We start from the raw sequence: 13,537 nt of genomic DNA on the forward strand, positions 1-13,537 counted from the left end.
CAGGACACCGCACGGCCGGTGGACCGGGCGGCCAGCACCGGCCCCGAGGGAACGCTGCCGGCGCGGCCCGACGGCGGCGCCGAGGTGATCGGCGTCCGCACGGGCATGTTCGGGGTCCGCGGCAGCGGCGACACCTCCGGCTACGGGCGGCTCGTACGCCCGGTGACCCTGCCCGGGAGCACCCCGCGCCCGTACGGCGGGTACTTCGACGACGTGGCCGACGCCCTGCACGACGCCGTCGCCGAGTCCGGGGTGGATGCCGAGGCGGCGATCGAGAAGGTCGTCGTCCACCGCGGTGAGCTGACCTTCCACGTCCGTCGCGAGCACCTTCCCGAGGTGGCCCGGCGGTTGCGCGACGAACCGGACCTGCGCTTCGAACTGTGCCTCGGCGTCGACGGGGCGCACTACCCGCAGGACACCGGCCGCGAACTGCACGCGGTGTACCCGCTCATGTCGATCACCCACAACCGCCGCATCCGGCTCGAGGTGTCGGCCCCGGACGCCGACCCCCACATCCCGTCGCTGTACGGGGTGTATCCGACCAACGACTGGCACGAGCGCGAGACCTACGACTTCTTCGGGATCGTGTTCGACGGCCACCCGTCGCTGACCCGCATCGAGATGCCCGACGACTGGTCGGGGCATCCGCAACGCAAGGACTATCCGCTCGGCGGCATCCCCGTCGAGTACCACGGGGCGGAGATCCCGCCGCCCGACGAGCGGAGGGCGTACAGCTGATGACCGACATCACCGAGGGGCCGGTCCACACCGTCGTCGGCGAGGACTGGGACAGCATCGTTGAGGCCGCCCGCGCCGCGGCCGCCGACCGCGGCGACGAACGCATCGTGGTCAACATGGGGCCGCAGCACCCGTCGACCCACGGCGTGCTGCGGCTCGTGCTCGAGATCGAGGGCGAGACCGTCACCGAGGCCCGCTGCGGAATCGGCTACCTGCACACCGGCATCGAGAAGAACCTCGAATACCGCACCTGGACCCAGGGCGTCACCTTCGTCACCCGGATGGACTACCTGTCGCCGTTCTTCAACGAGACCGCCTACTGCCTCGGCGTCGAGAAGCTGCTCGACATCACCGACGCGATCCCCGAACGAGCCACCGTGGTCCGTGTGCTGCTCATGGAGCTCAACCGGATCTCCTCGCACCTCGTCGCCCTGGCCACCGGCGGCATGGAACTCGGCGCGATGACCGCGATGTTCCTCGGTTTCCGTGAGCGGGAACTGATCCTCGACGTGTTCGAGACGATCACCGGTCTGCGCATGAACCACGCCTACATCCGTCCCGGCGGGCTCGCGCAGGACCTGCCGGCCGGGGCGGTCGAGAAGATCCGCGACCTGCTCGACCTGTTGCCGCGGCGGCTGCGGGACATGGCGGACCTGCTCAACGAGAACCACATCTGGAAGGCCCGCACCCAGGGCATCGGCTACCTCGACCTGACCGGCTGCATGGCCCTCGGCATCACCGGCCCCGTCCTGCGCTCGACCGGCCTGCCGCACGACCTGCGCAAGTCGCAACCGTACTGCGGCTACGACACCTACGAGTTCGACGTGTGCACCGACACCGGGTGCGACGCCTACTGCCGCTACCTGATCCGGATCGACGAGATGAAGCAGTCGATCAAGATCGTCGAGCAGTGTCTCGACCGGCTGCGGCCCGGGCCGGTCATGGTGGAGGACAAGAAGATCGCCTGGCCGGCCGACCTGTCCCTCGGCGCGGACGGTCTCGGCAACTCCCCGGAGCACATCCGGAAGATCATGGGCAACTCGATGGAGGGCCTGATCCACCACTTCAAGCTCGTCACCGAGGGTTTCCGCGTCCCACCCGGCCAGGTGTACACCGCCGTCGAGTCCCCGCGCGGGGAACTGGGCGTGCACATGGTCAGCGACGGTGGCACCCGGCCGTACCGGGTGCACTTCCGGGACCCGTCCTTCACGAACCTGCAAGCGGTGTCCGCGATGTGCGAGGGCGGCATGGTCGCCGACGTCATCGCCGCGGTCGCCAGCATCGATCCCGTGATGGGGGGAGTGGACCGTTGACGCAGGAGCAGCGAGTAGCGATCGAGCCGGACCCGGCCCCCGGCCCGGTGTTCATCCAGTTCGGCCCACGCCCCGAGGAACGGTCCCGGTTGGTGCGGCCGGGCGCCCGCGAGCGGTACCCGGCGGACGTGCGGGCCCGCCTCGAGACCGACGCCGCGGAGATCATCGGCCGCTACCCGCAGCCACGCTCCGCCCTGCTGCCGCTGCTGCACCTGGTGCAGTCCGAGGACGGGTACATCACCCCGGCCGGCGTCGAGTTCTGCGCCGACCGGCTCGGGCTCACCGGCGCCGAGGTCAGCGCGGTGGCCACGTTCTACTCCATGTACCGGCGCGAGCCCACCGGCGACTACCTCGTCGGCGTCTGCACCAACACCCTGTGCGCGATCATGGGCGGCGACGAGATCCTCGAAGCGCTCGAGGAACACCTCGGGCTGCGCACCGCAGCCGCCGGCACCACGCAGGACGCGGCCGGCGCCGTCACCGGGGCCGGCAGCGTCACCGAAGCCGGCGGCGTCACCCTCGAGCACCTCGAATGCAACGCCGCCTGCGACTTCGCGCCCGTCGTGATGGTCAACTGGGAGTTCTTCGACCACCAGACCCCGGACTCGGCCCGCGCGCTCGTCGACGATCTGCGCGCCGGCCGGCCCGTCACGCCCACCCGGGGCGCACCGCTGTGCACTTTCCGGCAGACCGCCCGCATCCTCGCCGGGTTCCCGGACGAGCGTCCCGGCGCCCTGGCGGCGGGCGGCAGCGCGGGTACGGCATCGCTCGCGGGCCTGCGCATCGCCCGTGAGCGGGGCATGCGGGCCCCCGCGCCGGAGCCGGAACAGCCCTCCGACCCGGGCCCGGTCGCCGGACCCCGATCCGAAGGAGGCTGACGTGGCGTTGACCCCTGTCCTGAGCCGGTACTGGGACGAGCCCGAGTCCTGGACGCTCGACACCTACCGCCGCCACGACGGATACGAGGGCCTGCGCAAGGCACTGCGCATGCCCCCGGACGAGGTGATCGCCACCGTCAAGGAGGCGGGCCTGCGCGGCCGCGGCGGCGCCGGCTTCGCTACCGGCGTGAAGTGGAGCTTCATCCCCCAGGGCGACGGCAAACCCCACTATCTGGTGGTCAACGCCGACGAATCCGAACCGGGCACCTGCAAGGACATGCCCCTGCTACTGGCCACACCGCACGCGCTCGTCGAAGGCGCCGTCATTGCGGCGTACGCCATCCGCGCCGCGCACGCCTTCGTCTACGTCCGCGGTGAGGTGGTGCCGGTGCTGCGCCGGCTGCAGGCCGCGGTCGCCGAGGCCTACGCCGCAGGCTTCCTCGGCCGCGACATCCTCGGCAGCGGCTACGACCTCGAACTCGTCGTACACGCCGGCGCCGGGGCGTACATCTGCGGTGAGGAGACCGCGCTGCTGGACTCCCTCGAGGGCCGGCGCGGCCAGCCCCGCCTGCGCCCGCCGTTCCCCGCCGTCGCGGGCCTGTACGCGCGCCCGACGGTCGTCAACAACGTCGAGTCGATCGCAAGCGTGCCGTCGATCCTCCACAACGGGATCGAGTGGTTCCGCTCCATGGGAACCGAGAAGTCACCGGGCTTCACGCTCTACTCCCTGTCCGGTCACGTGACGACGCCCGGCCAGTACGAGGCGCCCCTGGGAATCACCCTGCGGGAGCTGCTCGACTACGCGGGCGGCGTCCGGGCCGGGCACCGGCTGAAGTTCTGGACCCCCGGCGGATCGTCGACGCCGCTCTTCACCGACGAGCACCTCGACGTCCCGCTCGACTACGAGGGCGTCGCCGGGGCCGGCTCCATGCTGGGCACCAAGGCACTGCAGATCTTCGACGAGACCACCTGCGTGGTGCGCGCGGTGCTGCGCTGGACCGAGTTCTACGCGCACGAGTCGTGCGGCAAGTGCACACCGTGCCGGGAAGGCACCTACTGGCTGGTGCAGATCCTGCGGCGGCTCGAGCGAGGCGAGGGAACCGGAGCCGACCTGGACAAGCTGCTCGACATCTCCGACAACATCCTCGGCAGGTCGTTCTGCGCACTCGGCGACGGAGCGACCAGCCCCATCACGTCGTCGATCAAGTACTTCCGCGACGAGTACCTGGCGCACTTCGAGCAGGGCGGCTGCCCGTTCGACCCGCACCTGTCCACCGTCATGGCGGGGGCCGGTGCGGGCCGACCGAACGACGGGGGTACGCGATGAGCGTCCACACCAACCACGACACCACCGGCCTGCCGACCCCGCCCGACCTGGTGACCGTCGTCGTCGACGGCGTCGAGATCAGCGTCCCGAAGGGCACCCTCGTCATCCGCGCCGCGGAACTGCTCGGCGTCCAGATTCCCCGATTCTGCGACCACCCGCTGCTCGAACCCGTCGGCGCGTGCCGCCAGTGCCTGGTAGACGTGGAGGGCCAGCGCAAGCCCGTCGCCTCGTGCACGACCCCGGTGACGGACGGAATGGTCGTGCACACGCAGCTGACGTCGCCTGTGGCCGACAAGGCGCAGAAGGGCGTGATGGAGCTGCTGCTGATCAACCATCCGCTGGACTGCCCGGTCTGCGACAAGGGCGGCGAGTGTCCCCTGCAGAACCAGGCAATGTCGAACGGGCGTGCCGAGTCCCGCTTCACCGAGGTCAAACGCACGTTCCCCAAACCGATCTCGCTCTCCTCGCAGATCCTCCTGGACCGGGAGCGATGCGTGCTCTGCGCCCGGTGCACGCGGTTCTCCCAGCAGATCGCCGGCGACCCCTTCATCGAACTGATGGAACGCGGCGCCCTGCAGCAGGTCGGCATCTACGAGAAGGAACCGTTCGAGTCGTACTTCTCCGGCAACACCGTGCAGATCTGCCCGGTCGGCGCACTCACGGGGGCGGCCTACCGGTTCCGTGCCCGACCGTTCGACCTGGTGTCGAGCCCGAGCGTGTGCGAACACTGCGCCAGCGGCTGCGCCCAACGCACCGACCACCGGCGCGGCACGGTGCTGCGCCGGCTGGCCGGCGACGACCCGCAGGTCAACGAGGAATGGAACTGCGACAAGGGCCGGTGGGCCTTCACCTACGCCACCCAGCCCGACCGCCTCACCACCCCGTTGATCCGAGGCGACGACGGCACGCTCGCGCCCGCCTCGTGGCGCGACGCCCTGCGGGTCGCCGCCCGCGGCCTCACCGCCGCGCGCGGCCGTACCGGCGTGCTCGTCGGCGGCCGCGTCACCGTCGAGGACGCGTACGCGTACGGCAAGTTCGCGCGTATCGGCCTGGACACCAACGACATCGACTTCCGGTCGCGTCCGCATTCCGCGGAGGAGGCACAATTCCTGGCGGCCCGGGTCGCCGGGCGGTGGCCCGGCGCCGGCGCCGTGACCTACGACGACCTCGAGAACGCCCCTGCGGTGCTGCTCGTCGGATTCGAGCCCGAGGACGAGTCGCCCATCGTGTTCCTGCGGCTGCGCAAGGCGGTCCGCAGACGGGGACTGGCGGTGTGCGCGATCGCACCGTTCGCGAGCCGTGGCCTCGAGAAGCTGTCCGGCCGGCTCCTGCCGGCCGTCCCGGGCGCCGAACCGGACCTGCTCGACACCCTCCGCCTCGCCGGTCGGCCCGGACACCGGGACGAAGTGGACACCGCCGAGCTCCTGCGCCGACCCGGTGCGGTCGTCCTGGTGGGGGAGCGGCTGGCCGCAGTGCCGGGGGCGTTGTCGGCCGTCGGCCGTCTCGCCGACGACACCGGCGCGCGGCTGGCGTGGATCCCGCGGCGGGCCGGTGAACGCGGTGCGCTGGAGGCCGGGACCCTGCCGGGACTTCTGCCCGGCGCCCGCCCGGTCACCGACGCCGACGCCCGACGCCAGGTCGCCGCCGTCTGGGGCGTGCCGGACCTGCCGCCGTCCGCCGGCCGGGACACGGCGCAGATCCTCACCGACGCCGCGTCGGGCACGCTCGGAGCCCTGGTGATCGGCGGGGTCGACGTCGACGACCTGCCCGACCCGCACGCCGCCGTCGCCGCGGTCGACGCCGCCGGCTTCGTCGTCAGCCTGGAACTGCGGCGCAGCGCGATCACCGACCGGGCCGACGTCGTCTTCCCCGTCGCACCCGCGGTGGAGAAACCGGGAACCTTCCTCGATTGGGAGGGCCGGGAGCGCCCCTTCGCCGCCGCGTTGCGCAACACCGGCGCCCTGCCGGATCAGCGGGTCCTCGGCGCGATCGCCGACGAGATGGGCGTCCGCCTCGGCCTCGTCGACGCCGCGGCGGCCCTCGACGAGCTCGTGGCGCTGGGTTCCTGGGACGGCGAACCTGCCGGTCCACCGGACGTCGCGCCGCGGGACCGCCCGGAGCCGGGCCCCGGTGAGGCGGTGCTCGCGGGATGGCGGATGCTCCTCGACCGCGGACGGATGCAGGACGGCGAACCGCATCTCGCCGGGACCGCCCGCCGGCCGGTGGCGCGCCTGTCCGCCGCCACCGCCGCCGAGATCGGCGCGGACGCCGGGGATCCGGTGACCGTCGCGACGGACCGGGGCTCGATCACGCTGCCCCTCGCGATCACCGACATGCCCGACCGGGTCGTGTGGGTGCCGCTCAATTCGCCGGGATGCGCGGTGCACCGGCAATTGGCCGCGTCCGTGGGGGACACCGTCCGGATCAGCCGGGGCGACGCCCGGTCGCAGGGGGTACCCGATGAGTGACGTCGTTCTGTTCACCGCCGCGGCGGTGCCGGTTCCCGGTGCCCTGTCGGCGCAGTCCGGGTACCCCGATCCGGCGTCGTTCGGCCAGGATCCGTGGTGGCTGGTCGTCGTGAAGGCGGTGGCCGTCTTCGCCTTCCTGGTGTTGACGGTGCTCGTCGCGATCCTTGCGGAGCGAAAGATCCTGGCGCGCATGCAGATGCGGGTCGGCCCGAATCGGGTGGGCCCGCGGGGGTTGCTGCAGAGTCTCGCCGACGGCGTCAAACTCGCCCTGAAGGAGGGCATCGTGCCCGCGGGCGTGGACAAACCCATCTACGTGCTCGCGCCGATCATCGCAACGGTACCGGCGTTCATGGCGTTCGCCGTCATCCCGCTCGGGCCGGTGGTCTCCGTGTTCGGCCAGCGCACGCCGCTGCAGTTGACGGACCTGCCCGTGGCCGTGCTGTACATCCTCGCGGCCACCTCGATCGGGGTCTACGGCATCGTGCTCGCCGGCTGGGCGTCCGGGTCCACCTATCCACTGCTGGGCGGTCTGCGCTCGACGGCGCAGGTGATCTCCTACGAGATCGCGATGGCGCTCTCGTTCGCGGCCGTCTTTCTGCTGTCGGGCACGCTGTCCACCTCCGGCATCGTCGCCGCCCAGGACGGCGTCTGGTACGTATTCCTGCTCCTGCCCTCGTTCCTGATCTACGTCACGGCGATGGTCGGCGAGACCAACCGGGCACCGTTCGACCTGCCCGAGGCCGAGGGTGAACTCGTCGGCGGCTTCCACACGGAGTACTCGTCGCTGAAGTTCGCGATGTTCATGCTCGCCGAGTACGTCAACATGGTGACGGTCTCGGCGCTGGCCACCACCCTGTTCCTCGGCGGCTGGCGCGCGCCGTGGCCGCTGAACATGTGGGAGGGCGCGAACTCCGGCTGGGTGCCGCTGCTCTGGTTCGTCCTCAAGGTGTGGGGATTTCTGTTCCTGTTCGTATGGTTGCGTGGGACACTGCCGCGGCTGCGGTACGACCAGTTCATGAACCTGGGCTGGAAAGTGCTGATTCCGGTGGCGCTCGCCTGGATCATGGTCGTCGCCGTGATCCGCGTCCTGCGCACGGAGGGCCTGGACCGGTGGCAGATCGTCCTCGCCGCGGCGGGTGTCGTCGTCGCCCTGGCGGTGCCGTCGCTCATGTGGAACCGCATGCGCGCCGGCCGCCCCCGGCTCACCGAGACCCCCGGGGGGACGGCGGCCCCTCCGGCTGCGGCGGCGGCCGAGCCGTTCGACCCGATGGCCGGGGGCTTCCCCGTCCCGCCGCTGCCCGGCCAGACGCTGCCGCCGCGGCGTCGACGCACCCCCGTCGCCGCAGCCGCCGAGGGCGGGGGCGGGCGCCGTTCCGATTCGACCACCGAGGAGAACCGCGATGCCTGACTTCCTCGATCCCATCGCGGGATTCGGAGTGACCTTCAGGGCGATGTTCCACAAGGCCCAGACCGAGCGCTACCCCGAGCAGAAGGAACCGACCGCACCGCGTTACCACGGCCGCCATCAGCTCAACCGCCATCCCGACGGACTGGAGAAGTGCATCGGGTGCGAACTGTGTGCCTGGGCGTGCCCCGCCGACGCCATCTACGTCGAGGGTGCGGACAACACCGACACCGAGCGATACTCGCCGGGGGAGCGCTACGGACGCGTCTACCAGATCAACTACCTGCGCTGCATCGGGTGCGGGCTGTGCATCGAGGCCTGCCCGACGCGGGCGCTGACCATGACCAACGAGTACGAGATGGCCGACGACAACCGGACCGACCTGATCTACGACAAGACCAGGCTGCTCGCGCCGCTCGCGCCCGGCATGGCCGCCCCACCCCACGACGTGTACCCGGGCACGACGGACGAGGACTACTACCTCGGCACGGTGACCGAGGCCGCGCCCGGCACCACGTCGGCCGCCGACGGAACCGTCGAATCCGACCGGGAACCGACGCAGCCGCGAGGCGGCCGCGATGTGGCGTGACCGGCGGAGAGGGGAGTGGTCTCGATGGACCCGATGACTCCGGCGCTGCTGGCGGCCGAGGCCTTCACCCGCACGTCCACCGGTGAGGCCGTGCTGTTCTGGATCCTCGGAACACTCGCGGTGATCGGCGCACTGGGGGTCGTCACCGCGACCAAGGCCGTGTACTCGGCGATGTTCCTCGCCGTCACCATGATCATCCTCGCGGTGTTCTACATCGCCCAGGACGCGTTGTTCCTCGGCGTCGTGCAGATCGTGGTGTACACGGGGGCGGTGATGATGCTGTTCCTGTTCGTGGTCATGCTCGTCGGCGTCGATTCCTCCGACGCGCTCGTCGAGACCCTGCGCGGCCAGCGGGTCGCCGCGATCGCGGCCGGCCTCGGATTCGGGCTGCTGCTCGTCGGCGGTCTCGGCAACGCCGCCGTCGGGGAGTTCGCCGGACTCGACGACGCGAACGCCGCAGGCAACATCGCCGGCCTGGCCGAGCTGATCTTCGTACGGTACGTCTGGGCCTTCGAACTCACCGGAGCCCTGCTGATCACCGCCACGATCGGCGCCATGGTCCTCGCCCATCGGGAACGCTTCGGGCTGCGCAAGACCCAGCAGGAACTGTCGCAGGAACGCTTCCGCGCCGGCGGCCGCGCCACCCCGCTGCCGAGTCCCGGGGTCTACGCCCGCCACAACGCGGTCGACGTGCCGGCCCGGCTGCCCGACGGATCGTACTCGGACCTGTCGGTCAGCGAAGTGCTCCGGCGGCGGGCGATGTCCGCCGACGGAGCAGCCGGCCCACGCGCGGGCGACGCACCCCGACGCGGCTCGTCCGGTGAGGAGGGATCGCGGTGAACCCCGAGAACTACCTGTACCTGTCCGCCCTGTTGTTCACCATCGGTGCGGCCGGTGTCCTGCTGCGCCGCAACGCGATCGTCGTGTTCATGTGCATCGAGCTCATGCTCAACGCCGCGAACCTGGCGTTCGTCACGTTCGCCCGTATGCACGGCAACCTCGACGGTCAGGTCATCGCGTTCTTCACCATGGTCGTCGCCGCCGCCGAGGTCGTCGTCGGCCTGGCGATCATCATGACCATCTTCCGTGCCCGGCGTTCGGTTTCCGTCGACGACGCCAACCTCCTGAAGTACTGACGACCCCGGACAGCCCGTCCGCACACGCACGAGGAGGAGACTGTGCCCGAGACGACCGCGCCCGAGACGGCTGTGCCCGAGACGACGGCCCGCGCCGGCGGCGCCCCGACCGGCGGACCGGCATGAACGGCGGAATCTCGTCGACCGTCTGGCTGCTGCCCTCGCTGCCGCTGCTCGGCGCGGCCGTGCTGCTGCTGGCCGGCCGACGCAGCGACACGTGGGGACACCTGCTCGGCTGCGCGACGGCACTCGCCTCGTTCGCGCTCGGCGTCGCCCTCTTCGTCGACATGCTCGGCCGCGACGCCGCCGACCGTGCCGTGAACCAGAGCCTCTTCGAATGGGTACCGGTCGCGGGCCTGCAGATCGACTTCGGGCTCCAGCTCGACCAGCTGTCGATGTGCTTCGTGCTGCTGATCACCGGCGTCGGCTCGCTCATCCACATCTACTCGGTCGGGTACATGGCACACGGCCCCGACCCCTCCGGTCGCTCCGCCGGCTCCGCTCCGGGTTCGTCGGGTCGCTCCGCCGGCTCCGCTCCGGGTTCGTCGGGTCGCTCCGCCGGCTCCGCTCCCGGGCGCCGATTGTTCTTCGCCTACCTCAACCTCTTCCTTGCGGCGATGTTGCTGCTCGTCCTCGCCGACAACTACCTCGGCCTGTACGTGGGCTGGGAGGGAGTCGGTCTCGCCTCGTACCTGCTCATCGGGTTCTGGCAGTACAAGCCGTCCGCCGCGACAGCCGCGAAGAAGGCGTTCGTCGTCAACCGCGTCGGCGATATGGGCCTGGCCGTCGCCATGATGATCATGTTCGCGACGTTCGGTTCCGTCACGTTCGACGACGTCTTCGGCGGGGCGGAGGGTGCGAGCGACGGCGTGCTCACCGCACTCGGCCTCGTGCTGCTGCTCGCCGCCTGCGGCAAGTCCGCGCAGGTGCCGCTGCAGTCCTGGCTCGGTGACGCGATGGAAGGCCCGACACCGGTCTCGGCGCTGATCCACGCCGCCACCATGGTCACCGCGGGCGTCTACCTGATCGTCCGGTCCGACGCGATCTTCGACCTCGCCCCCACCGCGCAACTCGCCGTCGTGATCGTGGGCGCGGTGACCCTGCTGTTCGGGGCCGTCATCGGCTGCGCCAAGGACGACATCAAGAAGGCGCTCGCCGCGTCGACGATGAGCCAGATCGGCTACATGGTCCTCGCCGCCGGACTCGGTCCCGCCGGGTACGCCTTCGCGATCATGCACCTGCTCACCCACGGCTTCTTCAAGGCCGGACTGTTCCTCGGTGCCGGATCGGTGATGCACGGGATGAACGACGAGGTGAACATGCGCCGCTACGGCGGCCTGCGCACCGTCATGCCCGTCACGTTCGTCACCTTCGGCCTCGGCTACCTCGCGATCATCGGCATCCCGCCGTTCGCCGGTTTCTTCTCCAAGGACAAGATCATCGAGGCCGCGTTCGGAGCGGGCGGCGCCGAAGGAGTCGTCCTCGGGACGGCCGCCCTGCTCGGTGCCGGCATCACCGCGTTCTACATGACGCGGGTGATGCTGATGACCTTCTTCGGCCGGCGTCGCTGGGCCGCCGACGTCCATCCCCACGAGGCGCCTGCCGTGATGACGGTGCCCATGATCGTGCTGGCCGTGGGCTCGGTCGGCGCCGGTGCTGCGCTCAGCCTGGGGGGAGCGCTGCAGAACTGGCTCGAGCCGGTGGTGGGGACGTACGAGGCCGAACACCTGCTGCCGGTGTGGGTGACCACCGCCCTCACCCTCGCCGTCGTGCTCGCCGGTGCCGCGGTGGCCTACCGGCAGTACGCTCGGCGCGACATTCCCGAGGTCGCCCCCGCCGAGGTGTCGGTGTTCACCGTCGCCGCCCGCAGGGATCTCTACGGCGACGCGGTCAACGAGGCGGTGTTCATGCGGCCCGGACGCTCCCTGACCTCGACCCTGGTGACCGTCGACGACAAGGGCGTCGACGGCGCGGTCGACGGGATCTCCGCCACGGTCGGCGCCCTGTCCGCCCGGATGCGGCACCTGCAGACCGGTTTCGTGCGGTCCTACGGCTTGTCCATGTTGGTAGGCGCGGCCGTCGTGGTCGCGACGATGGTGCTGGGGAGGCTGTAGTGGACGACTTTCCCTGGTTGACGACCCTGTGGGTGGTGCCGCTCGTCGGTGCCGTCGTCGTGCTGGCGCTTCCCGCCCGCATGCGGAGCCTCGCCAAGACGACCGCGCTGGCGGTCGCGGCCGTGGTGCTCGTACTGGCCTGCGCGCTGGCGGTCGGATTCGATCCGGCAGGGGAGCAGTACCAGTTCGTCGAATCCCACGAGTGGATTCCGGCCCTGGGCACCCGATACACGCTGGGCGTGGACGGCATCGCGCTCGTGCTGGTGCTGCTGACCGCGGTGCTGCTCCCGCTGCTGATGCTGGCGGGCTGGAACGACGCGACACCGGCCGAGCCCGCCGCGACCGCCCGGGGATCCGCGCCGCGGCGTACCACGCAGCTGTACATGGCGCTGATGCTGACGGTCGAGGCGATGGTGATGGTGTCGTTCACCGCCCTCGACGTGCTGCTGTTCTACATCTTCTTCGAAGCGATGCTCATCCCGATGTACTTCCTCATCGGAGGATTCGGGGATCGTCTCGGCGACCGCACGCAGCGCTCCCGCGCGGCGGTGAAGTTCCTGCTCTACAACCTGTTCGGCGGATTGATCATGCTGGCCGCGGTCATCGGGCTGTACGTGGTCACCGCCCGGCAGGGCGCCGGCACCTTCGACTTCCGGGACATCGTCGCCGCCGTCACCGGCGGCGGTCTCGGCGCCGATGCCGTGGTGCTCCACGCGCTGTTCCTCGGATTCATGTTCGCCTTCGCCGTGAAGGCACCGCTGTGGCCGTTCCACACCTGGCTGCCCGGCGCCGCGGTGCAGGCCACCCCGGCCGGGGCGGTGCTGATGATGGCCGTGGTCGACAAGGTCGGCACGTTCGGCATGCTGCGCTACTGCCTGCAACTGTTTCCCGAGTCGTCGGTGTACTTCGCGCCGGTGATCGTCACGCTGGCGGTGATCGGCATCGTCTACGGCGCGGCGGTCGCCATCGGCCAGACGGACGTGATGCGCCTGATCGCCTACACCTCCATCTCGCACTTCGGGTTCATCATCCTCGGCATCTTCGCGATGACCAGCCAGGGGCAGGCCGGCTCGACGCTGTACATGGTCAACCACGGCATCTCCACCGCGGCGTTGTTCCTGATCGCCGGGTTCCTCGTCTCCCGGCGGGGATCCCGTGCGATCGCCGCCTACGGTGGCGTCCGCAAGGTCGCCCCCGTCCTGGCCGGCACGTTCCTCGTCGCGGGACTGGCGACCCTGTCCCTTCCCGGACTGGCGCCGTTCATCAGCGAATTCCTGGTGCTGATCGGCACGTATCCGCGCTACCAGGTCGCTGCCGTGTTCGCCGTGCTCGCACTCGTCCTCTCGGCGGTCTACGTGCTGTGGCTGTACCAGCGCATGATGACGGGGCCGGTCACCGACGGCAACGAGCACGTGTCCGATCTGGTGCCCCGCGAACTCGCCGTCGTGGTGCCGCTCATCGCGTTGCTCCTCGTCCTGGGCGTGTATCCGAAACCCGCGCTCGACGTGATCACCCCGGCGGTGAGCCGAGTCCTGGTCACGGTCGACCAGCCCGATCCGGCGCCGGGAG

The 13,537-nt window shown here is 70.5% G+C and carries 11 protein-coding genes; all 11 read left to right on the forward strand.

Translation table 11 applies throughout. From position 1 onward, the window contains the following. The first annotated feature begins 54 nt into the window (after nt 1-54). Nucleotides 55-738: an NADH-quinone oxidoreductase subunit C gene (locus ACWPOB_RS27565; protein ID WP_455402765.1), complete on the forward strand. Its 684-nt coding sequence runs from the start codon at nt 55-57 to the stop codon at nt 736-738. Beyond that, a complete protein-coding gene (gene nuoD, locus ACWPOB_RS27570; RefSeq protein ID WP_455402758.1) occupies nt 738-2,051 on the forward strand; it encodes an NADH dehydrogenase (quinone) subunit D in 1,314 nt (437 codons plus the stop codon). The genes ACWPOB_RS27565 and nuoD overlap by 1 nt, the downstream gene beginning before the upstream one ends. Continuing rightward, nucleotides 2,048-2,929 carry an NADH-quinone oxidoreductase subunit NuoE gene (gene nuoE / locus ACWPOB_RS27575; protein WP_455402759.1) on the forward strand — a complete coding sequence of 294 codons (882 nt, stop codon included), beginning with the start codon at nt 2,048-2,050 and terminating at the stop codon, nt 2,927-2,929. The genes nuoD and nuoE overlap by 4 nt, the downstream gene beginning before the upstream one ends. Before the next feature lies 1 nt (nt 2,930). Continuing rightward, entirely contained in the window at nt 2,931-4,256 is a 1,326-nt protein-coding gene (nuoF, locus tag ACWPOB_RS27580; protein WP_100058742.1) for an NADH-quinone oxidoreductase subunit NuoF, read from the forward strand. Next, a complete protein-coding gene (locus tag ACWPOB_RS27585) occupies nt 4,253-6,724 on the forward strand; it encodes an NADH-quinone oxidoreductase subunit G (protein ID WP_455402760.1) in 2,472 nt (823 codons plus the stop codon). Before nuoF ends, ACWPOB_RS27585 begins: the two co-directional genes overlap by 4 nt. Next, nucleotides 6,717-8,132 carry an NADH-quinone oxidoreductase subunit NuoH gene (nuoH, locus tag ACWPOB_RS27590; RefSeq protein WP_455402761.1) on the forward strand — a complete coding sequence of 472 codons (1,416 nt, stop codon included), beginning with the start codon at nt 6,717-6,719 and terminating at the stop codon, nt 8,130-8,132. The genes ACWPOB_RS27585 and nuoH overlap by 8 nt, the downstream gene beginning before the upstream one ends. Then, nucleotides 8,125-8,718, forward strand: coding sequence for an NADH-quinone oxidoreductase subunit NuoI (gene nuoI / locus ACWPOB_RS27595; RefSeq protein WP_100058009.1), 594 nt, complete (start codon nt 8,125-8,127; stop codon nt 8,716-8,718). The genes nuoH and nuoI overlap by 8 nt, the downstream gene beginning before the upstream one ends. A gap of 33 nt (nt 8,719-8,751) precedes the next feature. Next, nucleotides 8,752-9,558, forward strand: a complete 807-nt coding sequence (locus tag ACWPOB_RS27600; protein ID WP_170914106.1) for an NADH-quinone oxidoreductase subunit J — start codon at nt 8,752-8,754, stop codon at nt 9,556-9,558. Then, a complete protein-coding gene (gene nuoK / locus ACWPOB_RS27605; protein WP_006930999.1) occupies nt 9,555-9,854 on the forward strand; it encodes an NADH-quinone oxidoreductase subunit NuoK in 300 nt (99 codons plus the stop codon). The genes ACWPOB_RS27600 and nuoK overlap by 4 nt, the downstream gene beginning before the upstream one ends. 122 nt (nt 9,855-9,976) lie before the next feature. Then, the gene (gene nuoL, locus ACWPOB_RS27610) at nt 9,977-11,968 is read left to right on the forward strand and encodes an NADH-quinone oxidoreductase subunit L (RefSeq protein WP_455402762.1); all 1,992 of its coding nucleotides are present in this window, start codon (nt 9,977-9,979) and stop codon (nt 11,966-11,968) included. Continuing rightward, on the forward strand, nt 11,968-13,537 hold a 1,570-nt coding region (locus ACWPOB_RS27615; RefSeq protein WP_455402763.1), incomplete at its 3' end, for an NADH-quinone oxidoreductase subunit M. The genes nuoL and ACWPOB_RS27615, both read left to right, overlap by 1 nt.

Source organism: Rhodococcus sp. 2H158, assembly GCF_053764755.1.